Here is a 25,059-nt window from a genome sequence, read left to right as displayed (position 1 = left end):
TTGCATGCCGCAGATGGACCCCGAACTGTTTGACCGTGGTCAGTTCCAGGCCGAGCTGGCACTAAAGTCCAGCCCCATCGCCGCATTCAAGAAAGCCATCCGCGGCGCGCATGAGGTGCTCGATGCGCGCTTTCATGCCGGTCGCGATATCCGCCGCCTGGTCGAAGATCGCGCCTGGTTCGTCGACCAGATCCTGCAAGAAGCCTGGAAGCGCTTCACCTGGAGCGAAGATGCGGATATCGCCCTGCTGGCGGTCGGCGGCTATGGGCGTGGCGAACTGCATCCCTATTCGGACATCGACCTGCTGATCCTGCTCGACAGCAGCGATCACGAGATCTTCCGCGACCCCATCGAAGGCTTCCTTACCCTGCTGTGGGACATCGGCCTGGAAGTTGGCCAGAGCGTACGCTCGGTCGACGAATGCGCCGAGGAGGCCCGCGCCGACCTGACGGTGATCACCAACCTGATGGAAAGCCGTACCATCGCCGGCCCCGAGCATCTACGCCAGCGCATGCAGCAGGTCACCAGCACGGACGAGATGTGGCCGAGCAAGCACTTCTATCTGGCCAAACGTGAAGAGCGCAAGGCGCGTCACGGCAAGTACAACGACACCGAGTACAACCTCGAACCCAACGTCAAAGGCTCGCCCGGCGGTCTGCGCGACATCCAGACGGTACTCTGGGTCGCCCGCCGCCAGTTCGGTACGCTCAACCTGCAGGCACTGGTCGGCCAGGGCTTCCTGCTGGAAAGCGAATATGCCCTGCTCTCCTCCAGCCAGGAGTTCCTGTGGAAGGTGCGCTACGCCCTGCACATGCTCGCCGGGCGCGCCGAGGATCGCCTGCTGTTCGACCACCAGGCCCGAATCGCCGCGCTGTTCGGCTACCAGGATGGCGATGGCAAGCGCAGCATCGAACACTTCATGCAGAAGTACTATCGCGTGGTCATGGCCATTTCCGAACTGTCGGACCTGATCAACCAGCACTTCGAGGAAGTCATCCTGCGTGCCGGCGAAAGCGGTCAGGCCACACCACTGAACAGCCGCTTTCAGGTGCGTGACCGTTATATCGAAGTCACCCATCCGAATGTTTTCAAGCGCACGCCGTTCGCCATCATCGAGATTTTCGTGCTGATGGCGCAACACCCGGAAATCAAGGGCGTGCGCGCCGACAGCATTCGCCTGCTGCGCGACAGCCGCCACCTGATCGACGACGACTTCCGCAACGATATCCGTAATACCAGCCTGTTCATCGAACTGTTCAAATGCCGCGAGGGCATCCACCGCAACCTGCGGCGCATGAACCGCTACGGCATTCTCGGCCGTTATCTGCCGGAGTTCGGCCATATCGTCGGGCAGATGCAGCACGACCTGTTCCACATCTACACGGTCGACGCGCACACCCTCAACCTGATCAAGCATCTGCGCAAGTTCCGCTGGCCGGAGCTGGCGGAGAAATTCCCGCTGGCCAGCAAACTCATTGAGCGCCTGCCCAAACCCGAGCTGATCTACCTGGCCGGCCTCTACCACGACATCGGCAAAGGCCGCGGCGGTGACCACTCGGAACTGGGCGCGGTGGACGCCGACGCCTTCGCCCGTCGTCACCACCTGCCGGCCTGGGACGGCGCCCTGGTCACCTGGCTGGTGCAGCACCACCTGGTGATGTCCACCACCGCGCAGCGCAAGGACCTCTCCGACCCGCAGGTGATCCATGATTTCGCCCAGTTCGTCGGTGACCAGACCCACCTGGATTACCTCTACGTGTTGACCGTGGCCGACATCAACGCCACCAACCCGAGTCTGTGGAATTCCTGGCGCGCCAGCCTGCTGCGTCAGCTCTACACCGAGACCAAACGCGCCCTGCGCCGCGGCCTGGAAAACCCGCTGGACCGCGAAGAGCAGATTCGCCAGACGCAGAGCGCCGCGCTGGATACCCTGGTCCGCGGCGGTACCGACCCGGACGATGCCGAACAGCTGTGGAGCCAGCTCGGTGACGACTACTTCCTGCGTCATACCGCCAGCGACGTGGCCTGGCATACCGACGCCATCCTCCAGCACCCCAACGATGGCGGCCCGCTGGTATTGATGAAGGAAACCACCCAGCGTGAGTTCGAAGGCGGCACGCAGATCTTCATCTACGCACCGGACCAGCATGACTTCTTCGCCGTGACCGTGGCCGCGATGAGCCAGCTCAACCTGAACATTCACGACGCGCGGATCATCACCTCCACCAGCCAGTTCACCCTCGACACCTATGTGGTGCTGGATGCCGACGGCGGCTCGATCGGCAACAACCCGGCGCGTATCCAGCAGATCCGTGAAGGCCTGATCGAGGCGCTGAAGAACCCGGACGACTACCCGACCATCATCCAGCGCCGGGTACCGCGCCAGCTCAAGCATTTCGCCTTCGCCCCGCAGGTGACCATTCACAACGACGCGCAACGCCCGGTGACCGTCCTCGAGCTGACCGCCCCGGACCGCCCCGGCCTGCTGGCACGTATCGGACGGATATTCCTCGAATACGACCTGTCGCTGCAGAACGCCAAGATCGCCACCCTCGGCGAGCGCGTCGAGGACGTGTTCTTCGTCACCGACGCCAACAACCAGCCGCTGTCCGACCCGGAGCTCTGCGCACGCCTGCAGGAAACCATCATCCGCCGCCTGTCCGAGCCCAGCACTCAACCGCAGACGCAGCAGATCAGTATCTGATCGAACCGCCCCGCTTTCCGATGCACACGAGATCACGATGAACCCAGCCCTCGACCAGCTCCAGCCCTACCCCTTCGAGAAACTGCGCGCACTGCTCGGCAGCGTGCAACCGGCAGCGGACAAGCGCCCCATCGCGTTGTCCATCGGCGAGCCCAAGCACCGCTCGCCGGACTTCGTCGGCGAGGCACTGACCGCCAACCTCGACAAGCTTGCCGTCTATCCGACCACCCTGGGCCTGCCGGAGCTGCGCCAGAGCATCGCCAACTGGTGTGAACGCCGCTTCGGCGTGCCGGCTGGCTGGCTGGATCCCGCGCGCCACGTGCTGCCGGTCAACGGCACTCGCGAAGCGCTGTTCGCCTTCACCCAGGCCGTGGTCGACCGCAATGCCAAGGGCCTGGTGGTCAGCCCCAACCCCTTCTATCAGATCTACGAAGGCGCAGCCTTTCTCGCCGGCGCCGAGCCACATTACCTGCCGTGTCTGGAAGCCCATGGTTTCAACCCGGACTTCGATGCGGTACCGGGTGAAGTCTGGCAGCGCTGCCAGATTCTGTTCCTCTGCTCGCCGGGCAACCCCACCGGCGCGCTGATCCCACTCGACACGCTGAAGAAGCTGATCGCCCTGGCCGACCAGCATGACTTCGTGATCGCCGCCGACGAGTGCTACAGCGAACTGTACTTCGACGAGGACGCGCCGCCACCCGGTCTGCTCAGCGCCTGCGCAGAACTCGGCCGCAGCGACTTCAAGCGTTGCGTGGTGTTCCACAGCCTGTCCAAGCGCTCCAACCTGCCCGGCCTGCGCTCGGGCTTCGTCGCCGGCGATGCACAAATCCTCAAGCACTTTCTGCTCTATCGCACCTACCACGGCTGCGCCATGCCGGTGCAAACCCAACTGGCCAGCGTCGCCGCCTGGAACGATGAGGCCCACGTGCGCGCCAACCGCGACCTGTACCGCGAGAAGTTCGATGCAGTGCTGGAGATTCTGGCGCCGGTGATGGACGTGCAACGGCCTGATGGCGGCTTCTACCTGTGGGCACGCACGCCTGGTGACGATGCCAGCTTCACCCGCGACCTGTTCGCCAGCGAGCATGTCACCGTGGTGCCGGGTTCGTACCTGTCGCGCGAAGTGAACTGCGTCAATCCGGGGGCCGGCCGTGTGCGCATGGCGCTGGTCGCGCCGCTGGCCGAATGCATCGAAGCCGCCGAGCGTATTGCCCGCTTTATTCGCGGCGCCTGAAATCGCAACAACCGTAGGAGCCGGCTTGCCGGCGATGGCTTAATCAGAGGCCATCGCCCGCAAGCGGGCTCCTACAGTAACAACGCGCTGCTAGCTCTTGTGCAGCCGCGCCTCGGCGATATCCAGATCACGCAGGATCTCGCTCAGCATATCGTCGTCCAGCTCGTTGTCCTTGCGCATGCGATACAGCTCCAGACGCTGAGTGCGCAGCGCCTGCAAACGCAGGCGGTATTCCAGGCGGTCGACCTCACGCTGTTGTTCGCGCGCCTCTTCCCCTCCACGGGCGCGCTCCAGCAGATCGCGATACTCACTCATCAATCGTGCCTTCACCTCGACCGAGGCAATGGCGCCATCGGCATCTGCAGCGCGTTCATCCTCGGACTCCAGATAGCGAATCGCCGACTCCAGCATCACCGCCCGATGACAATTGAGTTCGCGCTCATGCACGGCGGCATTGTCCTGCGGCAACCGCGGCAGGATGCGCGGCAAGGCGATGCTGGCTACCAGCAACGACAGCAGAATCACCCCCGCAGCGATCAGAATCAGCAGGTCGCGCTCAGGAAACGCGTCACCACTGTTGAGCAGCAATGGCAGCGACATCACACCCGCCAGCGTCACCGCCCCACGCACACCGCCCAGAGTCAGCACCGCACTCAAGGCAATACGCGACTGCCCGGCAAACCGTGTCGGTTCGCCGCGCAAACGGCGCAGCGCTCCGGATATACGCCAGTAGCCGTATACCCAGCAGAAGCGCAACACCATCAACACCAGGTAGATCGCCGCCACCATGGCCAGCGCCTGCAGTGCGAACTGCCAGGGCGCCGCGTGCCCACCCAGCGCCGCCTCGAGAATGTCTGGCAACTGCAAGCCGAGCAGCAGGAAGATCAGGCCGTTGAAGGTGAACTCCAGCAGCGCCCAGACACTGCGATTGAGCAAACGTGTCGAGGTCTGCCTGGGCAGCAGGTCAAGGCGGCTCTGCATCATCCCCGCGGCCACGGCGGAGAGAATCCCCGACAGCCCCAGGTGCTCGGCCGCCACATAGGCCGCGAACGGCAGCAGCAGGAGCAACAGCACATGCGGCGCCGGATCTTCCCAGCCACGACCAATCATCCAGGCACGCAGACGCCCCAGCAGATAGCTGAGCGCCACGCCAATCGCCAGACCGCCAAAAGCCACCAGAAGAAACTGCAGGCCGGCATCGGTGATCGAGAACATACCGGTGAGCGTTGCCGCGACAGCGAACTTGAACGCCACCAGGCCGGACGCATCGTTCATCAGCGCCTCGCCCTGCAGCAGATTGTTCAGCGTGCTGGGTAAACGCCCATGAGTGATCGCCGACACCGCGACCGCATCGGTCGGCGACAACACGGCAGCCAGCGCAAAGCAGGCGGCCAGCGGCACCTGTGGCAGTAGCCAGTGGATGAAGTGCCCTGCTCCCAGAATGGTGACGAATACCAGGGCGAAGGCCAGCAGCAGAATGGGCGTACGCAGCTCGCGGAACTGCCCCTTGGGCATGCGCCAGCCATCGACGAACAGCAGCGGCGGAATGAACAGCAGCAGGAACAGTTCAGGGTCGAGCCGTACGTGCATGCCCAGTGCCGGAATGGCCAGCAGCGCACCGATCAGAATCTGCAACAACGGCAGCGGCAGGGGAATGAACTGGGCGGTAATACGGGTGCCACTGACCACCAGCAACATGGTCAGGATGGTGTAGAGCAATTGCATGGTGCGAAACCGGCGGGAAGGGGCGAAAGGCTAATGCTGATCAGATAGGCCCCTGGCAGCTTTCCGTAGGAGCCCCGACCCGGGGCGAAGCGCTTCGAGTCCGCGTCGTACGGGTTCGCGGCGGGGCGCCACTCCTACAGTTTCGGTGCATTGAGGCTTAACTGACTGGCACTAGGCGAAAGATGGCAATTCTAGCGCCGTAACACATCGCAGTGACAGCCACCGCCAAGTCGGGACATGACGTGGCATAATGGCGCGCCGTATTTCCCGGACCTTCCGGCACGCCACTCATCAGAGGAAGATCAATGAGTTACGTCCTGTATGGCATCAAGGCCTGTGACACCATGAAAAAAGCCAGAACCTGGCTCGATGAACACCAGGTCGACTATGCCTTTCACGACTACAAGAGCGCCGGAATCGACCGTGCGAGCCTGGAAAAGTGGTGCAACGAGCACGGCTGGCAGACCATCCTCAACCGCGCCGGCACCACCTTTCGCAAACTGGATGACGCGCAGAAAAGCGATCTCGACCAGGCCAAGGCCATCGAGCTGATGCTGGCCGCGCCTTCGATGATCAAGCGCCCGGTGCTTGATCTGGGCGACAAGACCCTGGTCGGTTTCAAACCGGATAACTACCAAGCCGCGCTGGCCTGAACAATCTCACCCCGATTTCGTTGCAAGGAACCCATCTATGAGCACTTCTCTCTTCAGCATCGCCTTCGGCGTTGGCACCCAGAACCGTCAGGGCAACTGGCTGGAAGTCTTCTACGCCCAACCACTGCTCAACCCGAGCGCCGAACTGGTGGCCAAGGCCGCCGAGAAGCTGGGTTATGAAGGTGGCAACCAAGCCATCGCCTTCACCACCGCGCAGGCTGCCGAACTGGCTGAAGCCCTGAAAGGTGTCGACGCTGGCCAGGCAGCACTGCTGACCCGCCTGGCCGAAAGCCACAACCCGCTGGTCGCCACCTTCCTCGCTGAAGACGCCGCGCTGAGCAGCACCCCCGAGGCCTATCTGAAGCTGCAGCTGCTGTCGCACCGTCTGGTCAAGCCGCACGGCGTGAGCCTGGCCGGCATCTTCCCGCTGCTGCCGAATGTGGCCTGGACCAGCCAGGGCGCCATCGACCTGAGCGAACTGGCCGAGCGTCAGCTGGAAGCCCGCCTGAAGGGCGAGCTGCTGGAAGTGTTCTCGGTGGACAAGTTCCCGAAAATGACCGACTACGTGGTACCGGCCGGCGTGCGTATCGCCGACAGCGCCCGCGTGCGTCTGGGTGCCTACATCGGTGAAGGCACCACCGTCATGCACGAAGGCTTCGCCAACTTCAACGCCGGCACCGAAGGCCCGGGCATGATCGAAGGCCGCGTTTCCGCTGGCGTGTTCGTCGGCAAGGGTTCGGACCTGGGCGGCGGCTGCTCGACCATGGGCACCCTGTCCGGCGGCGGCAACATCGTCATCAGCGTTGGCGAAGGCTGCCTGATCGGCGCCAACGCCGGTATCGGCATCCCGCTGGGCGACCGCAACACCGTTGAAGCCGGCCTGTACATCACCGCCGGCACCAAGGTGAACCTGCTCGACGACAAGAACGAGCTGGTGCAAGTGGTCAAGGCGCGTGATCTGGCTGGCCAGCCGGACCTGCTGTTCCGCCGCAACTCGCTGACCGGCGCCGTGGAGTGCAAGACCCACAAGTCGGCTATCGAGCTGAATGAAGCCCTGCACGCCCACAACTGATCCCTGGTAGGGTGCGCCGCGCGCCCCGCTCAGCCATGCGGCCTGGTGCGCATGGCGCACCCTACGGGATAGGCTCCCAATGTCACTGATTTCCCCCTGGCGCGCCGACTTCCCCGGCGTCCTCGCCCTCGAAGCCGAAGGTCAGACCTACCTCGACAGCGCCGCCACCGCGCAGAAGCCGCAGGTCATGCTCGACGCCCTGCTCGGCTACTACGCCGGCGGTGCGGCCAACGTGCACCGTGCCCAGCACCTGCCCGGCGAGCGTGCCACCCGCGCCTTCGAGACCACCCGCAGCGATGCGGCCCGTTGGCTCAACGCCGCCAGCGCCGAGGAAATCATCTTCACCCGGGGCACCACCGAATCCCTCAATCTGCTCGCCTACGGCCTGGAGCCGCTGCTGAAAGGCGGCGGGCAGATCGTCATCAGCGCCGCCGAACACCACGCCAACCTGCTGCCCTGGCAGCAGCTGGCGCGGCGCTGCCAGCTGGAACTGGTCGTGCTGCCGCTGGATGCCAGTGGCAGTGTCGACCTGCAGCAGGCCGCCGCCCTGATCGGCCCGCAGACCCGTCTGCTGGCCGTGACCCAGCTGTCCAACGTGCTCGGCCGCTGGCAACCGCTGGCCGAACTGCTGGCCCTGGCCCGTAAACACGGCGCCCTGAGCGTGGCCGACGGCGCCCAGGGCGCCGTGCATCAGCGCCCCGACGTGCAGGCGCTGGGCTGCGACTTCTACGTCTGCTCGGCGCACAAGCTGTACGGCCCGGACGGCATCGGCCTGCTCTACGGCCGCCAGGCCGCACTGAGCCGGCTGCAGCACTGGCAGTTCGGCGGCGAGATGGTGCAGGACGCCGACTACCAGCACGCCAGCTTCCGCCCGGCGCCACTGGGCTTCGAGGCCGGCACCCCGGCCGTCAGCGCAGTGATCGCCCTCGGCGCCGTGCTGCGCTGGCTGAACAGCCTCGATAGCGCCGCCGTCGCCGCCCACGAAGCGGCGCTGCACGCCGCCCTACTGCAAGGCCTGCAGGCGCGCGCCGGCGTACGCCTGCTCGGCGCACCGCAGACCGCGCTGGCCAGCTTCTGCATCGACGGCGTACACAACGCCGACCTCGCCCACCTGCTCAGCGAACAGGGCATCGCCGTGCGCGCCGGCCATCACTGCGCCATGCCGCTACTGAAACAGCTCGGCCTCGGTGGCGCCATCCGTGTCTCGCTCGGCCTGTATAACGATGGTGATGACCTGCAGCGCTTCTTTACCGCGCTGGACAATGCGCTGGAGTTGCTGCGATGACTGTGGGAGCGGCTTCAGCCGCGAAAGCAGCGGCACCGTTACTCGCCGCTAAAGCACAATGCCGCCCAGCAGCTGCCACTGTTAATTGGAAAGTTGCACCATGAGCCTGCCAGCAGCCGCCCAACAAGCCCTCGACGCCTTCGCTGCCTGCCAGGGTTGGGAACAGCGCGCACGCCTGTTGATGCAATGGGGCGAACGCCTGACACCGCTGAGCAACGCCGAACGCAGCGAAGCCAACCGCGTGCATGGCTGCGAAAGCCTGGTCTGGCTGGTCGCCGAACAACAGGAGGGCCGTTGGCGCTTCCGCGCGAGCAGCGATGCACGCCTGCTACGCGGCTTGCTGGCGGTGCTGCTGGTACGCGTCGAAGGCTTGAGCAGTAACGAGTTGTCGGTGCTCGATCTTAGCGACTGGTTCAGCCAGCTGGGCCTGCAACGCCAGCTTTCCCCCTCCCGCAGCAACGGCCTGCATGCCGTGTTGCAGCGCATGGCAGCGCTGAGCGCCTGAGTGAAGATTCCCGGATTTCATCCGGGCTACCCGCCTGAGCCTCCTGCCCGGCGCCGCTCCGTAGCCCGGATGCAATCCGGGGCCAGGCCAACCGCCGTATCAGGCCTGCGCACGCTCGCGCAAAGTCAGCCCACGCAGGAAGTTACGCAGAATCTGGTCACCGCACTCGCGATAGTGCTTGTGCCCCGGCGCGCGAAACAGTGCTCCCAACTCGGCCTTGGTCATCGGCAAATCAGCTGACTGCAAAATGGCCTGGATATCGTCGTCACGCAGCTCGAAAGCAACGCGCAGCTTCTTCAGCACGATGTTGTTGCTCAGGCGCTTTTCCACTGGCAAGCGCGGCCGGCTGTCGTCCTTGCCACGCCGATGGAACACCAGCCCTTCGAGCACGTGAGCGAGCAGCACATCGTTACAGGAGCGATAGCCGGTTTCATCCTCACGCAGCAAACAAGCGGAGATCTGCCCAGGCTCCACCGGATAATCCGCCAGCCGGCAAAACGCCTCCAGCTGACTGTCGCTGACGTTCAGCAAATAGCGCAGGCTACGCAGCACATCGTTATTGAGCATTAGGTTTCCTTGGCAAGAGATCGCTCAGTCGCGGGCCAGTGAGCCCGAAGCGCTGGGTTGCCAGTCATCGGCATCGCCCGAGTTCAGGGCCTGCTGCAGGCGCTGCAAGTCGCCACGCTCGGCAAAGCGGCGCAAACCGGCATTGAAGACACGTAGCAGCTCGGCAGCCTGCGTATCGTCCTTACGGAACAGCAAGCGCAGTGGCTCGCGGTTGAGGTAACGTTCGCTGTGGGTGATGTTGCGCCACTCGCCCCCCGGGAATAACCGACGCAGCATGGCGTATCCGACCGCGCGATCCTGCGGGTGCAGGTCGACCCGTCCAAGCTGCAGCAGGCGAAAGCCAATGTCGTCGTTACGCCCCTGCTCCACCTGCAACTGCCCCTGCTGCAGCGCTTCATCGAAGCTCGGCCCATAGGAATACCCGAGCGTGACGCCTATCCGATAGCGCCGCAGATCTTCGATGTTCTGCCAGTCCAGAGGCAGGTCGACACGGTGAAACAGGACGATCTCACCGCGCACCAGGGGATCACTGCAGATGCCATAGTTGAGGCGACTGGGGTTGCAGCTATAAGGCATGATCGCGTCCAGCTGGCCCTGCTGCAGCATCAGCACGTCGCGATCCCAGGGGTAATAGAGGTATTCAACGCGATAGCCGGCCTCGGCAAAGATCGCACTGATCAGGCGCCCCAGCGCACCTGCGTCAGGCCGGGACTGGTCGACATAGGGCTGCCAGTCGCTGGTGCCGATACGCAGCGTCTTCTCTGCGCCGAGGGCGCTCGTGACCAAGGCCAGGGTCAACAACAACGCAGCGGGCATCCTTGCCCATACTGCGCGCAAGACCTGACGGTCAAACCAATCTGTCACAACTCACCTCACGCACTTTGCTCGAAGCATCCGTGCTGGCCAATCAACCGGGCGCCATACTAACCCGGAAACACTCACTACTGCGGGCGGCGCTCTGCCGGTCGCCGCGCGCCGGCTACCAGCTTGTCCACCAGCTTGGCAGCTGCAGCCATGCCGAAGCTTGCAGTGACCATCATCACCGCGCCGAAACCGCCTGCGCAATCCAGCCTGACGCCCTCACCGACGAAGCCCTTGGCCTGACAGACCGTGCCGTCCGGCTTGGGGTAGCGCAGCTGCTCGGTAGAGAACACGCAAGGCACGCTGTAGGTGCGCCCCGGCGTACGGGAAAACCCATAATCGCGACGCAGCATGCTGCGCACCTTGGCCGCCAGCGGATCGTTGAAGGTCTTGTTCAGATCGGTGATCTGAATCTGCGTCGGATCGACCTGGCCACCCGCACCACCGGTGGTGACGATCTGGATCTTACGCCGCTTGCACCAGGCGATCAGCGCCGCCTTGGCCGGCACGCTATCGATGCAGTCGACCACCCCGTCGAGCTGCTCGGTGATGTACTCGGCCATGGTCTCGCGGGTGACGAAGTCCGCCACCGCATGCACCACGCAGGCCGGGTTGATGGCGCGAATGCGCGCGGCCATCTCGTCGACCTTGGCCTTGCCCACCGCACCTTCGACGGCGTGCACCTGGCGATTGGTGTTGGTGATGCACACGTCATCCAGGTCGAACAGCGATATCTCGCCCACGCCCGAACGCGCCAGCGCCTCTGCCGCCCAAGAGCCGACGCCGCCGATGCCGACCACGGCCACATGCGCCGCTGCCAGGCACTGGTAACCCGCCTGGCCATAAAGCCGGGCTATACCGCCAAAGCGCTGATCGTCTGTATTCATCTATCCCCCTGCAGAACCGCGCGCATTATAGAGATAGCACCTTGCCCACCCAAGCCCGAAAGGCAGGTCAGCCGTCGGCATGCATCACAGCAGCAGGCTGCCGATACGCCCAGCGGCGGGCCTTATCACCTGATTGGCAGCGACTTTTGCTTTAAGATGGCCGACCTTCACGCCAGCCGCTGTACCGGAGCCACGATGACCGCCACCCTCACCCCGACCCTGGAACTCGCCTTCGACCTGATTCGCCGCCCGTCGGTGACCCCGCTCGACGAAGGCTGCCAGGAACTGATGATGCGCCGTCTGGCCGCCTGCGGTTTCGAACTGGAGCCGATGAACATCGAAGAGGTGGAAAACTTCTGGGCCAAACGCGGTGGCGAAGGCCCGGTGCTGTGCTTCGCCGGCCACACCGACGTGGTGCCGACCGGCCCGCTGGACGCCTGGCAGTACCAGCCGTTCGACGTGCGCATCGATGACGACGGCATGCTCTGCGGCCGTGGCGCCGCCGACATGAAAGGCAGCCTGGCGAGCATGATCATTGCCGTCGAGCGCTTCGTCGCCGACTACCCGCAGCACAAGGGCGCCATCAGCTTCCTCATCACCAGCGACGAGGAAGGCCCGGCCCACCACGGCACCAAGGCCGTGGTCGAACGCCTGCGCGAGCGCGGCGAGCGCCTGGACTGGTGCATCGTCGGCGAACCGTCGAGCACCACCCTGCTCGGTGACGTGGTCAAGAACGGGCGCCGCGGCTCGCTCGGCTGCACCCTTACCGTGTACGGCAAGCAGGGTCACGTAGCCTACCCGCACCTGGCCAAGAACCCCATCCACCTGGCCGCGCCGGCCCTGGCCGAACTGGCTGCCGAGCACTGGGACCACGGCAACGACTACTTCCCGCCGACCAGCTTCCAGGTGTCCAACCTCAACGCCGGCACCGGCGCCACCAACGTGATTCCGGGTGAACTGAAAGCGGTGTTCAACTTCCGCTTCTCCACCGAATCCACCGTCGAAGGCCTGCAGCAGCGCGTGACCGACATCCTCGACAAGCACGGCCTGGACTACCACCTGGAGTGGGCGCTGTCCGGCCTGCCGTTCCTCACCCAGCCGGGCGACCTGCTCGACGCCGTGGCCGCCAGCATCCACAGCGTCACTGGCCGCGCAACCACGCCGTCGACCAGCGGCGGCACCTCCGACGGGCGCTTTATCGCCACCCTCGGCACCCAGGTGGTCGAACTCGGCCCGGTCAACGCCACCATTCACCAGATCAACGAGCGCGTGCTGGCCAGCGATCTCGATCTGCTGACCGAGGTTTACTACCGAACCATGGTAAATCTCCTCGCATGAAAATCCATGAATATGCCTGCTACGCACACCAATAGCTGCGTTGGGCGGTACTCGCTCCTCGCCTATCTATTCGATATGTCTCGTCGCTGCGTTCCGTCCGCCTTGCTCTCGGCGCGCTCGCGACGGCCTATTCACGGATTTTACGCATGCTGATCTGCCCCATCTGCCAAGCGCCGCTGGAGCCAAGCGCCAGCTGCCTGGCCTGCGCCAACCGGCACAGCTTCGACCGCGCCCGCCAGGGCTACTTCAACCTGCTGCCGGTGCAGCACAAGAACAGCCGCGACCCGGGCGACAACCAGGCCATGGTCGAGGCACGCCGGCGCTTCCTCGACGGCGGCCACTACGCGCCACTGGCCAAACGCCTGGCCGAGCTGGCGGCCGAACGCGCGCCGGCACGCTGGCTGGATATCGGTTGCGGCGAGGGTTATTACACCGAGCAGATCGGCCGCGGCCTGCCGCAGGCTGACGGCTACGCCCTGGACATCTCCCGCGAGGCGGTCAAGCGCGCCTGCAAACGCGCCCCGCAGCTAAGCTGGCTGGTGGCAAGCATGGCCCGCGTGCCGCTGGCCGATGCCAGCTGCAATCTGCTGGCCAGCGTGTTCAGCCCGCTCGACTGGAGCGAGGCCCAGCGCCTGCTCGCCCCCGGCGGCGGCCTGCTGCGCATGGGCCCGACCCGCGGCCACCTGATGGAACTGCGGCAGAAGCTCTACGACGAAGTCCGCGACTACGACGACGAGAAGCATCTGGCGCTGATCCCGGACGGCATGCAGCTGGCGCACAGCGAAACCCTGGAATTCAGCCTGCACCTGGCCGACGCCCAGGCCCGCGCCGACCTGCTGGCCATGACCCCGCATGGCTGGCGCGCCAGCGCCGAACGCCGCGAAGCCGTTATCGCCGCGCCCTTCGATGTCACCGTTTCAATCCGCTACGATTGGATCGTCAAAAACCCGAGCACCCGCTCTCAGGACTGAATGCCATGCGCCAACCGGATATCGAGATCTACCTGAAAGACGTCGAACGCGACGCCGTGGCCCAATGGCTGAGCGAAGCCCTCGGCACCTGCAGCGACTGGCAGCAGAAGGGCCAGACCTTCAAATGCCAGGCCGGCGACGTGCCGGTCACCTGGCTGCCGAAAGCCGTGGGCAAGTGGCACAGCCTCTACCTGGAAAGCGACGCCACGCCCTGGGCCGACGACCTCGCCTGCGCCCGCGCCGCCTATGCCGCGCTCGGCGTACAGGTGCGCTGCGCCCCGGGCACCTGGGTGGAAGATGAAAGCGACGAAGAAGCCGACCGCTGGATCAAGGTCGATGCCGACGGCGAGACCGAGATCGTCTGGCGTACCGAGTGAAAGCGGCCGCTTAGCGGCCTGTTGATGCCCCTCCCCCATTTATGGGAGAGGGCCAGGCGTCTCACGCCATGGGGTTTTGCAGCCATCATCCGTAGCCCGGATGCAATCCGGGGCAACAGCAACGCACTCCCGAAGTCGAGCGCGGATTAGCGCTGGTCCGCATACGCCAGAAACGAAAAGGCCCGTCGATGACGGTAATGCTGTTCATTTAAGGTTACAGACGTTGGCTCCCCTCTCCCATTTATGGGAGAGGGGCTGGGGGAGAGGGCTGAAAATGCCGCAAAACTGCCAGTTTCCCCTCTCCCTAACCCTCTCCCCAAAGGGGCGAGGGGACTAATCGCGTCCGACCACTTCTTATGAGAACAACATTACGTCTTCGACGGGCCTTTTCATGGGAGTCTGAGGCTCAGACCGCAGAGACGTCTTCCGCTTGCAGGCCTTTCTGGCCCTGGGTCACACCGAACTCGACCTTCTGGCCTTCGACCAAGGTGCGGTGACCTTCGCCACGGATGGCGCGGTAGTGAACGAACACGTCCGGGCCGCTTTCGCGCTGAATGAACCCGTAACCCTTGGAATCATTGAACCATTTGACGGTTCCGGTCTCACGATCTGCCATTACCAACTTCTCCAAACTCGCTGTTTTTATTGTCCCGAAGGCGCTTTAACGGCTCGGTAAAAACGGTCTTCTCATCGTTCGCCAACCCCGGCAATTCGAGCATGGAGCAGGTCAAGCGATTCGCGTTCTTGCTGCAGCCGAAGGCCGAGTATAAAGCAACAGTTGTGACTGAAAAGTACTTTTTTGGAGCCGCCCCACATCCAGCGAAAACGCGCTATCCAGAGCGCTTTTTGTCAGCTTTTAGCCAGCAGATCGCGCAACTTCTTCGTAAGCCGCTGCACCTGTTCACGCTCGAGTCGATAGGCCCAGTCACTACGAGCACTGACCTCCTCAGCCTTGAACCCTTCACGGCTGGAAACTACCAGCCAGTACTGCTCACCCTGCCTGTACAGAGCGCCTTCGAGCTTTTGCCCCTCGAAACCAAAGAGACTGAAGCGCAGCACAGGCTTTTGCTTGAATCCCACCTGAGCCAAGGGCGCCGCGTCAGCGAACAGCAGGTTGGAGAACAAAGTCACCACGCTGTTGGCTGCGCCCTCGAAAGCAAGCTTCTGCGAATGAGCCAGTTGTTCAACGGCAAAGTTGTAGTGCTCGGCATCGGCCCTGTTCAAGGTCAGCGTCTCGCCATCGGCATGATGCAGTTCGATACGTTGGATGGCGGTGTAGGGAATGTCGCTGATGCGCCTGTCCAACCAGTCCAGCTCACGAGTCGGCACCTGCAGCTGTTGGTCGATCAGCCAGACCTGATCCTCTCCAGCCAGCCGCACCAGTTGCCCAGTGCCCTGTTGCGACGGCTTGCCCAGACGCAGATTCAGATCAGGATGGCCCTCGAACTGCAGCTTGAGGCGCAGCGCCTGCTCGCCCTCCTCACCCTGCTCAGCCAGGCCCAGGCGAGCGTGCCACTGCGTATTGGCCGTCTTGGCCTCGACCGTTCGCGCCTCGCGCAGTGCCCGCAGAAGGTCTGCCAGCAACTGCGGGGCAGCCGGATAATCGGCCTTGCCCGGCACCACCCAGTCTCCGCCATGACGCGCGATACGTATCGGCGGCTGCCCCGCCGCTTCGATATCCAGCGCCTGCAGGCTGTTCAGGTAATCCTGCTGCGCAGCCAGCCATGTTGCTTGTTCGACTGGCGCCGTGGCCTGCTGCTGATCGTGCTGCACCGCCAGATAACCCAGCACGCAGAACAGCACGATGACGATCAATGCGATCAGACCTTTACGTCCCATGATCTTTTCACCCTTCGATAGGATGAAGCCATGTAGGGTCGCGCCGTGCGCACCGGTGCTTCCAGGGTGGTGCGCACGGCGCACCCTACAGGCCTCTAGAAAACCAGACATTGGTGGAGGCGCTTCAGCGGCGATTGTCGCGGCTAAAGCCCCTCCCACAGACAATGATCATCAAGCGCGACGGCGGCGCCGCCACAGCCACAACGCCAGCACACCAAGGGTCAGCAGCGCTGGCACCAGGGCAATGTTGATCACCTTCAACGCCCGCCCCAGCGCCTCGATATCGGCGTTGAGCTGATAGCGCACATCGCGCAGCTCCTTGCGCAACTCCAGCTTCTGCTGGATGAAGCGCTGCAGCGCGGTCTGCTGCTCCGGAGTCAGCTCCAGCGCCTTGTTCGGATCATCACTGTGTTGCAGCGCCGCCAGTTGCTGCTCGGTCTCGGCCAGACGCGCCTGGATCGCCTGCTCCTTGTCGCGGAAGCGCTGTTCGGCCGCCCGCTGCAGTTCTTCAACCACCACGAATGGCCGGCTGAAACGACCACGCGAACGCACGCTGATCAGCGCCTCGGAGCCGGTCAAGTTGTCCAATGCGTTGATGGTGAAGCTGCCATTGTCGGCCCAGGGTTGCGGCATGCGCTGGCCGAAGAAGTCCTGCACCTGCACCCACATGCGGTCGCTGAGGATGTCGGTATCGGCCACGGCGATCACATTGATGTTGTCGGCCTGCTTGAGGCCGTCCTTGCGCCCCTCGATGCCGTCTGGGAAGGCGCTCTGCGCCGGACCATCGATGCGCGCGGCGATGGTGTAGCGCTCACCGGTCGGCTCCAGCTCGCGGATCAGCTCCTCGGGGTTGCTGAGCATGGCGAAACGCTGAGCGTCGAAGGGCATGGCGTACTCGGAGCTCTGCATCAGTGGGGTGAAATGCGTCTTCGCCCCCTCCAGCGGCTCGAGAATGCCGGCCGTGGCGACCGTGATGCTTTCAAGCCCGGCCGTGGCGATGTCGGTCTGGTCCAGTGCCTTGCGCGGCAGGCTCAGCCAGGCAGCATGACGCACCGCGCGCTGGCCTTGCCCCATGCTCACCGACATGGCATAGGAGCCATCGCCCAGCACCTTGTCCGGCACCATGCGCAGACCCCAGGCCTTGAACAGCGGCTCGATGTTCGAAGCCTTGTCCACCGCCATCTCACCCGGCATTTCACCGCTGTCAGCCTCGGCATAAGGGTCGACGAACACCATCAGCTTGCCGCCGCGCAGCACGAACTGGTCGATGGCATAGAGCGTCTGCTCGGGCAGGTTCTTCGGATGCACCAACCAGAGCACCGAGACCTTGTCGGGAATCTGGTCGACATCGGCCTTGAGATTCTCGATCTGGAACAACTGGCGCACCTGCTCCAGCACCATCCACGGCGGCGTCGGCTGCCGCGCCATCATGTCGAAACCGCCCGTCATCGGCAGCCCGGACAGCACCCCAACCACCGGCAACTGCGGTTTGGCCAACGTCTGCACCAGACGGCTCAGCTCGTACTCCAGATGCTCCTCCTGATCCAGTGCGAAGAACGGGATGACCTGGGTATCGTCCAGCGCGTTGCTGCCCGCCAGACCGAAGTAGACCGGGTCGCCACCCTGCTGCAGTGGGATGCCCTGCAAACCATATTCGGCCGCCTTGTCCTCATCCTCGGAAAACGGCTCGGGGTCGATGATGTGCAGGCGGATCTTTCCGTTCGCCTGGGCCTGGTAGGCCTTGAGCATCTCCTCCACACGCTGGGCGTAGGTGCGCAGCGCTGGCAGGTCCTTGGCCACCTTGTCCGAGTAGAAGAAGTACAGGTTGATCGGCTCGTCCAGCTCACCAAGGATCTGCTTGGTGCCGCCTGCGATGGTATAGAGCTTCTGCTCGGTCAGGTCCAGGCGCGCACCGCCCAGGCCGACACCGGCCAGCAGGTTGAAGGCAACGAACGCCACCGCGATCAGCAGCAGCCCGGCGCCGGAATAGATCAGCTTTTTCATGGGCGCTCCTCAGTCGGCTTTCTTCAGATCGATGACCACGGCGGTGGCGGTCAGCCAGGCAGCGATCAGCGAGAGGAAATACAGCAGGTCGCGCAGGTCGATCACACCCTTGCTGATGGCTTCGAAACGCACCAGGAAACTCAGCGAGGCAACGGCGTCCACCCACCACTGCGGCGCCCAGGCGAAGGCGTCGAGCACCATCGGAAAGCCGCTGACGATGAACAGGAAGCAGGCGCTGACCGCAAGGATGAAGGCGATCACCTGGTTCTTGCTCAGCGCCGACATACACGAGCCGATGGCCAGGTAGGCACCGGCCAGCAGCCAACTGCCAAGGTAGCCGGTGATGATGGCGCCGTTGTCCGGCTCACCCAGGTAGTTGACGGTGATGATCATCGGGAAGGTCAGCAACAGCGCGATGCCGGCGAACACCCAGGCCGCCAGGAACTTGCCGGTGACCGCCTCGAAGCGGGTAATCGGCAGGGTCATCAGCAGCTCGATGGAGCCGGACTTGCGCTCCTCCGCCCACAGGCGCATGGCGATCGCCGGCACCAGGAACAGATACAGCCACGGATGGAAATTGAAGAAAGCCGAAAGGTTGGCCTGGCCGCTCTCGAAAAAACCGCCCAGATAGAAGGTGAACACCCCGGACAACACCAGGAAGATGACGATGAACACATAGGCCAGCGGCGTGGCGAAGTAGCTCGCCAGCTCGCGCTTGAAGATCACGGGCAACTGGGTCATGGCTGCTCTCCCCGGGTCAGCGTGCGGAATACTTCATCGAGCCGACCGCGTTCCACGTTGAGCTCCCTGACCTGCCAGCCGCGCTCGGCGATCAGTGCATTGACCTGCGGGAAGATCACCTCGCCCGGCAGCGCCAGCACGCTCAGGCTGTGCTCGCGGGCGTTCTCCTCGACGCCAGCGACACCGGGCAGCGCCGCGAGTGCAGCCTGATCCAGCGCCTCATCGGCCACCAGCGTCACCGCCTGGTGATAGCGCGAGCGGCTCTCCAACTCCAGCGGCGTACCATCGGCCAGCAAGCGGCCCTGGGCGATGACCACGGCGCGGGTGCAGAGCGCCGTGACCTCTTCGAGGATATGAGTGGAAATGATCACGATCTTGTCGCGCGCCAGGCCCTGGATAAGCTGGCGCACCTGATGCTTCTGATTGGGATCGAGGCCGTCGGTGGGCTCGTCGAGGATCAGCACGCGCGGATCATGCAGGATCGCCTGGGCCAGGCCGACACGGCGCTTGAAGCCCTTGGACAGCGTTTCGATGCTCTGCTCCAGCACCGCCTGCAACTCCACCTGGGCCACGGCATGCTCGACCCGCAGCGCCTTCTCGGCACCACGAAAACCGCGCACCTCGGCAATGAAAGAGAGGAAACCGCGTACGCTCATATCGCCGTAGCACGGCGCACCTTCGGGGAGGTAGCCGATCTGTCGCTGGGCCTTGAGCGTCTGCGTCTGGATATCGCAACCGAGAATGCTCGCCGTGCCGGAAGTCGGCGCGAGAAACCCTGTGAGCATCTTCATGGTGGTGGATTTGCCAGCCCCGTTGGGGCCGAGAAAGCCCAGCACTTCCCCTGGCTGGACGCTGAACGACAGGTCATCGACCGCCGTGTGCTGCGCAAAACGCTTGGTCAGGTTTCTTATTTCGATCATGGCCTCTCACCGTCGCGAAAACGCCTGAGTCCCGCGCAACCACCGCGAAAACGCAGGCCGCAAGAACGCCGGACGCGGAAAAACCAACGGCCCGGACGAGGGCAAGACCGCAGCAAAACCGAAAAGTTCAGCCAGAAGACCGAAACAAGCAGTAAATGGAATATGTGCTCAGCGATCCAGCGGGCTCAAGACTGCCAGGCCACCTCGGTTAAGCACATGGGTGTAGATCTGCGTGGTTCTGATGTCCGCATGACCGAGCAACTCTTGCACGGTGCGAATATCCTGGCCTGCTTCCAGAAGATGCGTGGCAAAGGAATGACGTAGCGAATGTGGCGTCGCATGCTTGATCAACCCGGCACGCCGCGCCGCCTCACGCACCGCCCTCTGAATGGTTTTTTCATGCAGGTGATGGCGATAAATGCCGTGCCCGCGTGGATCCTGAGAGCGATTGCTCGACGGGAAAACGAACTGCCATCCCCACTCCTTCGCCGCATTCGGGTACTTGCGCGCCAGCGCGAACGGCAAATTAGCCTCGCCAAAGCCTTCGGCCAGATCGCCTCGATGCATATGCTGCACCTTGTTCAAATGCTGCCGTAACGGCTCGACGACACGCATTGGCAGCATGGTTACCCGATCTTTCTGGCCCTTACCATCACGCACGATGATTTCTCGCCGGGTAAAGTCGACATCCTTGACTCGTAGTCGCAGCGCCTCAAGTAATCGCAATCCGGCACCATAGAGCAGATTCGCAACGATCCAGCTATCGCCCTGCAGTTGAGCCAACAGGGCATCGACCTCAATACGGGTAAGCACCACCGGCAGATGCTTGGGTTTCTTCGCCCGAACGACACCCTGCAACCAAGGCAAATCCAGCTTGAGCACTTCCTTGTAGAGAAATAGCAGAGCGGCCAGAGCCTGGTTCTGTGTCGAGGCAGACACATCACGCTTAACCGCAAGATGGGTCAGAAAAGCCTCGATCTCCGCCGCGCCCATCTCCGCCGGATGCCGATAGTGGTGAAAGCGGATGTAGCGCTTTACCCATTCGGCATAGACAGCTTCGGTACGGATGGAATAGTTTCTGACTCGAATCTGCTGGCGCACTTGATCCAGCAGCTTGGGCTTGCCGTCATCCATGTCGCGTTTCTCCCTAGATGCTGTCGCGTTTGCCGCGACAACCTTCAAGCTAGACAAGGACTTGCAAGACGACAAGGAAGATTATGCGACAGCTGTCGCGTGGAAACGCGACATGAATGTCGTCTAATTAATAGTTAGGCAGCCAAATGCAGCGAGAGTACGGCAGAAGGACATGTGATCGATGCGGAGAGCTTATTACTGCATATTGCCCTGCAGTTGAAACACTCTCACGACTGAGTGAATTAAAAATTTCGAGCAAAGAGAGTACGCTAGAGAAAATTATTGAAATTGAGGGAGTCGGTCGAGGCATCCTCGCGGAGTACGCGGATCATCGTATGTACCCTAAGTGTCAAGTGAAAATTGCTTACTGCCCGTTCTGCAATGGAGCACTCCGAACGTGGCGTGCCAAGCAGTGCATGCACTGCCTCAAGAGTTGGAGAACACCAAATGAGTAGCGGAGCGCCTAACCAGTGGTTCAAACCGTTCGCTTCGCTCACTGGGACGGGCTAAAGCCCGCCCCTTAACCAAACGTTAGGCCAAAACATGAATATACGCATAATCCTGGTCTTCTTACTAACTCTTAGCGCAAGTACGGCAATGGCAGAGAACCCAACCGATACAAATCAAGCACTATCTGAATTATCGCAATTATTTTACGAAGACCAAGGAACATTAGGTCAAGAAACATTAAACCAAAGCAAGCTTGATTTCACTTTGGAAAGCCTCAAGGAAGTCAACGCCTATTTGGAAAAGGTTCGCTCAAATAAAGAACTTGAATCATCTTGGAACCGTGTTGTACTCAGAGCTGGCGCTTACGTTGGTGAGGTGATTCGCAAAAACGACGCAAAGGCAAATTGGCAGTGGCTCGACTATGAAAGTGCAAAGGCATTAGAGCCAAAGTTTTTCGAAACGCTAGGAATGTCTTTATCTAGCGCAGCCGTTCTTTACAGCAAAGAAAAAGGCTTTGCATTTCCTCTTGCAAAAGTTGAGAAGTTTTTAATAAACGGCCTAGAGGACGATGTGCACTTCTTTGCAACGGTCGCTATACGTGAGAAATAAAGGCCTAACAAATGGTATATGGACTCCCCCCACAAGCAGTAAGCAATAGCTTTTCGAACCTGTCGTCAGCGCGGTTGCATTCGTATATCCGGCCTGTTGTGGGCTTTGTGGCCCTGGCCATTCTGTAGTTCGCGCAGCGGGGGCCAAGCGTTCAATCGATCACGAAGATCATCATTGTTATCGGCCTTGTTCCGCTGCAGGACTCGCCTGTTCCGACAGTTTCGCTCTTCACCACAACCACGAGAAATGTTGCCTGATGACGCCCGCCGTCAGGCGGGCATTGTGCTCTGCCAGTTACCGCTGAAGCGTCGCTGGTGACACCACACCGCCCAGCAGATCCGTACCAGTTTGTTAGCCAGCGCCACGGCGGCCTTGTTGTGGCCGATCCGCGTCGCCGTCTCGACAGCCCAGCGCTGTAGCTGCGTCAGTTTCTCCGGTGTGCGTGCGTGGCAACGCTGAGCTGCCAGTAAGGCGGCACGTGAGCCGTGGATAAAAAGGGTGCGCACGTACACATTGCCTTGCCGGCTGATATGCCCCAGTTTGCGGCGATCACCGCTGCTGAACTCGCGCGGCGTCATGCCCAGCCAGGCACTTAAATGACGACCGCTGGCAAAGCGTTCGGGTTTGCCGACAGCGGCTTTCAGCGCGCTGGCTGTGAGTACGCCGATGCCGCTGACTTCATCCAGCGCCCGCACGACCTCATCGTCAGCGTGCCAGCGCTGCAGCTGTTGCTCGCATTCGGCCATGCACTGCTCATGCAGATTGATCTCGGCCAGGACGATCTGTAATTGATGGCGAAGCGCGGCCAGCTCAGGGCGCTCGATCAGCTCATGCGCGGCTCGCAAAAATTCACGGGTGCGAGCCGGCGCTTCGACTCCGGCTTCACGCAAGATGCCTCGCAGCAGGTTGATGCGCTGGGTGCGGGCTTTCTTCCAGGTTTCGCGCAGGCCATGCAGCTGTTTCACCTGCTGCTGTTCGTGGGTTTTAACGGGCACCGGATGAATATCGCGACAGCGGGCGGCCTCGAGCATGGCATCGCAGTCGTTGCGGTCGGTCTTGTTACGCCGGCGATAGGGCCGCACATAACGCGGATGAATCAGCATCACCCGATGCCCCTGAGCCTGCATCGTGCGCCCCCAATAGTGCGCTGTGCCACAGGCTTCCATCACCCATTCGACGGGGGCGTTTTGCTCCTGTATATAACGAGCAAACGCCTCTCGGTTCAGCCGCCTACGCTGCACCACATGGCCGAAATGGACACTCTCGGCAACTTGGTAAACGGACTTGGCCAGATCAACAGCGATGCGCTTCATAACCGCTCTCCCGTTCGGCAAATGTCGTGACTACGGTATAGAACCGTGGTGTGGGGAGAGTCCATTACAGCATTCAAACCGCTCGCTGCGCTCACTGGCACGGGCTAAAGGCCGCCCCTAACCAAACGTTAGGCTCAATCCAGGACATCATATCCATGATCAAAAAATTATTACCCCTCTCAGCAACCTTAATAATTACCTCATGCGGGGTCATACCTGCAAAAACAATAAACTATAACACCAGCGAGACTCAGGACCTGTCCACAATAGCAATCCTTGGCGAGGGAGAGAGAGGGCATGGCCACGTAACCCACATCAATGGAAAAGCACTATTTCCTACTGGCTTTGGTCACTCAACCATGGGCATCAAAATAAAACCCGGGACCTACGAATTAACTCTTCTTTATTTTCAACAAGCTCACAGCTACTACAAAAAAGCAGAGAAAACCCTAACCATTCGCCTTGAAGAAGGACACTACTACATGCCAAGTGCAAAATTCATTAGTAGTGACTTTATAAAATTCGAAGTCAACGACATGGGCACCAGCTATCCAATTGAGTGCCTTAGCAATCACATGATGAGCGAGAAGCCTAATAATTGTTAGTCTAACAATGCGTGTACGGACTCCCTCCACAAGTAATGAGCAATAGCTTTTCGGTTCTGCCATCAGTGCAACTGCATTCGTATATCCGGCCTGTTGTGGCCGTTGTGGCCCTGGCCATTCTGTAGTTCGCGCAGCGGGGCCAAGCGTTTAATCGTTCACGAAGATCATCATTGTTATCGGCCTTGTTCCGCTGCAGGACTCGCCTGTTCCGACAGTTTCGCTCTTCACCACAACGATGAGAAATGTTGTTTGAGGACCCCGCGGTCAGCCGTTTCAGATAACCAACTCAACGCTTGGGACGAATTGCAGTCGTCTCCAGGCCAAAGATCCTGCAGCACTACGGATTACAGGCCGTAGCACCGCAGTTCCCCTTCACAGAGTGTCCACTACCCCACCATCTACCCGCAGCGCTGCGCCAGTGGTGGCCGAGGCCTGCGCGGAACTTACGTACAGGATCATGTTGGCCACCTCTTCCACCGTGGCGATACGGCGGATGATCGACGAGGCGCGGTGGCTGGTGACAAAGCCGTCAGCGACAGCCTGCAGGCTCTGGCCGCTGCGCTCGGCTTCGGCCTGGAACAGCGCGGCCGCGCCGTCGGAGAGGGTTGGCCCGGGCAGTACCGAATTGACCGTTACGCCAGTGCCGGCCAGGCGTTTGGCCAGGCCACGGGCGATGGAGAGCTGGGCTGTTTTGCTGAAGCCGTAGTGGATCATGTCGGCGGGGATGTTCAGCGCCGATTCCGAGGCGATAAACAGGATGCGCCCCCAGCCGCGCGCGACCATGCCCGGCGCATAAAGACGCGACAGACGCACGCCGGACATGACGTTGATGTCGAAGTAGCGCTGCCACTCGCTGTCGGGCGTGTCGAAGAAATCCAGCGTGCCGTAGATGCCGAGGTTGTTGACTAGAACATCCACCTGCGGATGCTGCGCCAGCAACTCGGTGCAAGCCGCTTCGCTTGCCAGATCACCGGCAAAACCATGTGCCCGCTCAGCCAGCGCGCCCAGGCGCTGCAGTGCATCGCTGACGCTGGCATCGCTGCGGCCGCTGATAATCACCTCGGCACCGGCTTCAAGAAACCCCCGTGCAGCGGCAAAGCCAATACCCGAGGTGGAGCCAGTGACCAGTACCTTGCGTCCGCTGAAATCGATCTGCATGGGATGCCTCCTGCATCGGTTGGAAAAACCGCACTGTGCCGCACTTCCCGCCACGAGATAATCCGCGCAAATTGGATCGTTCTTTTCGAAAAATTCGAAGGGTTACG

The 25,059-nt window shown here is 62.0% G+C and carries 23 protein-coding genes; 11 read left to right on the top strand and 12 right to left on the bottom strand.

Features of this window, described 5'->3' with window-relative positions:
• Positions 1-4: 4 nt before the first annotated feature.
• Both ACJRW5_RS22580 and dapC read left to right on the top strand, forming a co-directional pair.
• Positions 5-2,704 (top strand): [protein-PII] uridylyltransferase, encoded by a 2,700-nt coding sequence (locus ACJRW5_RS22580; protein WP_484572731.1) that lies wholly within the window; start codon positions 5-7, stop codon positions 2,702-2,704.
• A gap of 37 nt (positions 2,705-2,741) precedes the next feature.
• Positions 2,742-3,938, top strand: a complete 1,197-nt coding sequence (dapC, locus tag ACJRW5_RS22575; RefSeq protein ID WP_484572730.1) for a succinyldiaminopimelate transaminase — start codon at positions 2,742-2,744, stop codon at positions 3,936-3,938.
• Between the two features lie 90 nt (positions 3,939-4,028).
• On the opposite strand, the gene ACJRW5_RS22570 is transcribed toward dapC, so the two are convergent.
• Positions 4,029-5,663, bottom strand: a complete 1,635-nt coding sequence (locus ACJRW5_RS22570) for a Na+/H+ antiporter (protein WP_484572729.1) — start codon at positions 5,661-5,663, stop codon at positions 4,029-4,031.
• 305 nt (positions 5,664-5,968) lie between these two features.
• Between ACJRW5_RS22570 and ACJRW5_RS22565 the strand changes: the two genes are divergently transcribed.
• From ACJRW5_RS22565 to ACJRW5_RS22550, 4 genes are all read left to right on the top strand, one after another.
• Positions 5,969-6,316: an ArsC family reductase gene (locus ACJRW5_RS22565; RefSeq protein ID WP_484572728.1), complete on the top strand. Its 348-nt coding sequence runs from the start codon at positions 5,969-5,971 to the stop codon at positions 6,314-6,316.
• Positions 6,317-6,353: 37 nt separating this feature from the next.
• Entirely contained in the window at positions 6,354-7,388 is a 1,035-nt protein-coding gene (gene dapD / locus ACJRW5_RS22560) for a 2,3,4,5-tetrahydropyridine-2,6-dicarboxylate N-succinyltransferase (RefSeq protein WP_484572727.1), read from the top strand.
• Between the two features lie 79 nt (positions 7,389-7,467).
• Positions 7,468-8,673 (top strand): aminotransferase class V-fold PLP-dependent enzyme, encoded by a 1,206-nt coding sequence (locus ACJRW5_RS22555; protein ID WP_484572726.1) that lies wholly within the window; start codon positions 7,468-7,470, stop codon positions 8,671-8,673.
• 100 nt (positions 8,674-8,773) lie between these two features.
• The gene (locus tag ACJRW5_RS22550; RefSeq protein ID WP_484572725.1) at positions 8,774-9,178 is read left to right on the top strand and encodes a SufE family protein; all 405 of its coding nucleotides are present in this window, start codon (positions 8,774-8,776) and stop codon (positions 9,176-9,178) included.
• Between the two features lie 99 nt (positions 9,179-9,277).
• On the opposite strand, the gene ACJRW5_RS22545 is transcribed toward ACJRW5_RS22550, so the two are convergent.
• The 3 genes from ACJRW5_RS22545 to tcdA form a co-directional block, all read right to left on the bottom strand.
• On the bottom strand, positions 9,278-9,745 hold the full coding sequence (locus ACJRW5_RS22545; protein ID WP_484572724.1) for a YehS family protein: 468 nt from the start codon (positions 9,743-9,745) through the stop codon (positions 9,278-9,280).
• Between the two features lie 24 nt (positions 9,746-9,769).
• On the bottom strand, positions 9,770-10,561 hold the full coding sequence (locus ACJRW5_RS22540) for a substrate-binding periplasmic protein (RefSeq protein ID WP_484572723.1): 792 nt from the start codon (positions 10,559-10,561) through the stop codon (positions 9,770-9,772).
• A gap of 125 nt (positions 10,562-10,686) precedes the next feature.
• Complete coding sequence (tcdA, locus tag ACJRW5_RS22535) at positions 10,687-11,493, bottom strand: tRNA cyclic N6-threonylcarbamoyladenosine(37) synthase TcdA (protein ID WP_484572722.1); 807 nt, start codon at positions 11,491-11,493, stop codon at positions 10,687-10,689.
• 195 nt (positions 11,494-11,688) lie between these two features.
• Between tcdA and dapE the strand changes: the two genes are divergently transcribed.
• From dapE to ACJRW5_RS22520, 3 genes are all read left to right on the top strand, one after another.
• Positions 11,689-12,831 (top strand): succinyl-diaminopimelate desuccinylase, encoded by a 1,143-nt coding sequence (gene dapE / locus ACJRW5_RS22530; protein WP_484572721.1) that lies wholly within the window; start codon positions 11,689-11,691, stop codon positions 12,829-12,831.
• A gap of 146 nt (positions 12,832-12,977) precedes the next feature.
• Complete coding sequence (locus ACJRW5_RS22525) at positions 12,978-13,802, top strand: putative RNA methyltransferase (RefSeq protein ID WP_484572720.1); 825 nt, start codon at positions 12,978-12,980, stop codon at positions 13,800-13,802.
• A gap of 5 nt (positions 13,803-13,807) precedes the next feature.
• The gene (locus ACJRW5_RS22520) at positions 13,808-14,179 is read left to right on the top strand and encodes a hypothetical protein (RefSeq protein WP_484572719.1); all 372 of its coding nucleotides are present in this window, start codon (positions 13,808-13,810) and stop codon (positions 14,177-14,179) included.
• Between the two features lie 406 nt (positions 14,180-14,585).
• Here the strand turns inward: ACJRW5_RS22520 and ACJRW5_RS22515 are convergent, their stop codons facing one another.
• From ACJRW5_RS22515 to ACJRW5_RS22490, 6 genes are all read right to left on the bottom strand, one after another.
• On the bottom strand, positions 14,586-14,795 hold the full coding sequence (locus tag ACJRW5_RS22515; RefSeq protein WP_024308925.1) for a cold-shock protein: 210 nt from the start codon (positions 14,793-14,795) through the stop codon (positions 14,586-14,588).
• A 233-nt stretch (positions 14,796-15,028) separates the two neighbouring features.
• Positions 15,029-16,018 carry a DUF4340 domain-containing protein gene (locus ACJRW5_RS22510; protein ID WP_484572718.1) on the bottom strand — a complete coding sequence of 330 codons (990 nt, stop codon included), beginning with the start codon at positions 16,016-16,018 and terminating at the stop codon, positions 15,029-15,031.
• A 171-nt stretch (positions 16,019-16,189) separates the two neighbouring features.
• Positions 16,190-18,022 (bottom strand): GldG family protein, encoded by a 1,833-nt coding sequence (locus ACJRW5_RS22505; RefSeq protein WP_484572717.1) that lies wholly within the window; start codon positions 18,020-18,022, stop codon positions 16,190-16,192.
• Between the two features lie 9 nt (positions 18,023-18,031).
• On the bottom strand, positions 18,032-18,763 hold the full coding sequence (locus ACJRW5_RS22500) for an ABC transporter permease subunit (RefSeq protein WP_484572716.1): 732 nt from the start codon (positions 18,761-18,763) through the stop codon (positions 18,032-18,034).
• Complete coding sequence (locus ACJRW5_RS22495; RefSeq protein ID WP_484572715.1) at positions 18,760-19,683, bottom strand: ABC transporter ATP-binding protein; 924 nt, start codon at positions 19,681-19,683, stop codon at positions 18,760-18,762. Before ACJRW5_RS22495 ends, ACJRW5_RS22500 begins: the two co-directional genes overlap by 4 nt.
• Positions 19,684-19,851: 168 nt before the next feature.
• Positions 19,852-20,817, bottom strand: coding sequence for an integron integrase (locus tag ACJRW5_RS22490; protein WP_484572714.1), 966 nt, complete (start codon positions 20,815-20,817; stop codon positions 19,852-19,854).
• Positions 20,818-21,360: 543 nt separating this feature from the next.
• On the opposite strand from ACJRW5_RS22490, the gene ACJRW5_RS22485 reads away from it, so the two are divergent.
• Entirely contained in the window at positions 21,361-21,876 is a 516-nt protein-coding gene (locus ACJRW5_RS22485; protein WP_484572713.1) for a hypothetical protein, read from the top strand.
• A 269-nt stretch (positions 21,877-22,145) separates the two neighbouring features.
• Here ACJRW5_RS22485 and ACJRW5_RS22480 read toward each other — a convergent pair whose 3' ends face one another.
• The gene (locus tag ACJRW5_RS22480; protein ID WP_484572712.1) at positions 22,146-23,189 is read right to left on the bottom strand and encodes an IS110 family RNA-guided transposase; all 1,044 of its coding nucleotides are present in this window, start codon (positions 23,187-23,189) and stop codon (positions 22,146-22,148) included.
• A gap of 155 nt (positions 23,190-23,344) precedes the next feature.
• Between ACJRW5_RS22480 and ACJRW5_RS22475 the strand changes: the two genes are divergently transcribed.
• Positions 23,345-23,794 carry a hypothetical protein gene (locus ACJRW5_RS22475; protein ID WP_484572711.1) on the top strand — a complete coding sequence of 150 codons (450 nt, stop codon included), beginning with the start codon at positions 23,345-23,347 and terminating at the stop codon, positions 23,792-23,794.
• A 372-nt stretch (positions 23,795-24,166) separates the two neighbouring features.
• Here the strand turns inward: ACJRW5_RS22475 and ACJRW5_RS22470 are convergent, their stop codons facing one another.
• Entirely contained in the window at positions 24,167-24,952 is a 786-nt protein-coding gene (locus ACJRW5_RS22470; RefSeq protein ID WP_484572710.1) for an SDR family NAD(P)-dependent oxidoreductase, read from the bottom strand.
• Positions 24,953-25,059: the final 107 nt, after the last annotated feature.

The sequence above is a fragment of the Pseudomonas pichavaramensis genome, assembly GCF_050473265.1.
GTDB lineage: Bacteria > Pseudomonadota > Gammaproteobacteria > Pseudomonadales > Pseudomonadaceae > Aquipseudomonas.
This window is presented reverse-complemented; position numbering and strand designations above follow the sequence as displayed.

What these genes read in the sequence shown, in the direction of transcription:
- ACJRW5_RS22480 (WP_484572712.1), bottom strand. Translation starts at nt 23,189, where the DNA reads ATGAAGCGCATCGCTGTTGATCTGGCCAAGTCCGTTTACCAAGTTGCC.
- ACJRW5_RS22565 (WP_484572728.1), top strand. Translation starts at nt 5,969, where the DNA reads ATGAGTTACGTCCTGTATGGCATCAAGGCCTGTGACACCATGAAAAAA.
- ACJRW5_RS22485 (WP_484572713.1), top strand. Translation starts at nt 21,361, where the DNA reads ATGAATATACGCATAATCCTGGTCTTCTTACTAACTCTTAGCGCAAGT.
- ACJRW5_RS22570 (WP_484572729.1), bottom strand. Translation starts at nt 5,663, where the DNA reads ATGCAATTGCTCTACACCATCCTGACCATGTTGCTGGTGGTCAGTGGC.
- ACJRW5_RS22525 (WP_484572720.1), top strand. Translation starts at nt 12,978, where the DNA reads ATGCTGATCTGCCCCATCTGCCAAGCGCCGCTGGAGCCAAGCGCCAGC.
- ACJRW5_RS22490 (WP_484572714.1), bottom strand. Translation starts at nt 20,817, where the DNA reads ATGGATGACGGCAAGCCCAAGCTGCTGGATCAAGTGCGCCAGCAGATT.
- ACJRW5_RS22550 (WP_484572725.1), top strand. Translation starts at nt 8,774, where the DNA reads ATGAGCCTGCCAGCAGCCGCCCAACAAGCCCTCGACGCCTTCGCTGCC.
- ACJRW5_RS22580 (WP_484572731.1), top strand. Translation starts at nt 5, where the DNA reads ATGCCGCAGATGGACCCCGAACTGTTTGACCGTGGTCAGTTCCAGGCC.
- dapD (WP_484572727.1), top strand. Translation starts at nt 6,354, where the DNA reads ATGAGCACTTCTCTCTTCAGCATCGCCTTCGGCGTTGGCACCCAGAAC.
- ACJRW5_RS22515 (WP_024308925.1), bottom strand. Translation starts at nt 14,795, where the DNA reads ATGGCAGATCGTGAGACCGGAACCGTCAAATGGTTCAATGATTCCAAG.
- ACJRW5_RS22505 (WP_484572717.1), bottom strand. Translation starts at nt 18,022, where the DNA reads ATGAAAAAGCTGATCTATTCCGGCGCCGGGCTGCTGCTGATCGCGGTG.
- ACJRW5_RS22475 (WP_484572711.1), top strand. Translation starts at nt 23,345, where the DNA reads ATGATCAAAAAATTATTACCCCTCTCAGCAACCTTAATAATTACCTCA.
- ACJRW5_RS22500 (WP_484572716.1), bottom strand. Translation starts at nt 18,763, where the DNA reads ATGACCCAGTTGCCCGTGATCTTCAAGCGCGAGCTGGCGAGCTACTTC.
- ACJRW5_RS22520 (WP_484572719.1), top strand. Translation starts at nt 13,808, where the DNA reads ATGCGCCAACCGGATATCGAGATCTACCTGAAAGACGTCGAACGCGAC.
- ACJRW5_RS22540 (WP_484572723.1), bottom strand. Translation starts at nt 10,561, where the DNA reads ATGCCCGCTGCGTTGTTGTTGACCCTGGCCTTGGTCACGAGCGCCCTC.
- ACJRW5_RS22470 (WP_484572710.1), bottom strand. Translation starts at nt 24,952, where the DNA reads ATGCAGATCGATTTCAGCGGACGCAAGGTACTGGTCACTGGCTCCACC.
- ACJRW5_RS22510 (WP_484572718.1), bottom strand. Translation starts at nt 16,018, where the DNA reads ATGGGACGTAAAGGTCTGATCGCATTGATCGTCATCGTGCTGTTCTGC.
- ACJRW5_RS22555 (WP_484572726.1), top strand. Translation starts at nt 7,468, where the DNA reads ATGTCACTGATTTCCCCCTGGCGCGCCGACTTCCCCGGCGTCCTCGCC.
- ACJRW5_RS22495 (WP_484572715.1), bottom strand. Translation starts at nt 19,683, where the DNA reads ATGATCGAAATAAGAAACCTGACCAAGCGTTTTGCGCAGCACACGGCG.
- dapC (WP_484572730.1), top strand. Translation starts at nt 2,742, where the DNA reads ATGAACCCAGCCCTCGACCAGCTCCAGCCCTACCCCTTCGAGAAACTG.
- ACJRW5_RS22545 (WP_484572724.1), bottom strand. Translation starts at nt 9,745, where the DNA reads ATGCTCAATAACGATGTGCTGCGTAGCCTGCGCTATTTGCTGAACGTC.
- tcdA (WP_484572722.1), bottom strand. Translation starts at nt 11,493, where the DNA reads ATGAATACAGACGATCAGCGCTTTGGCGGTATAGCCCGGCTTTATGGC.
- dapE (WP_484572721.1), top strand. Translation starts at nt 11,689, where the DNA reads ATGACCGCCACCCTCACCCCGACCCTGGAACTCGCCTTCGACCTGATT.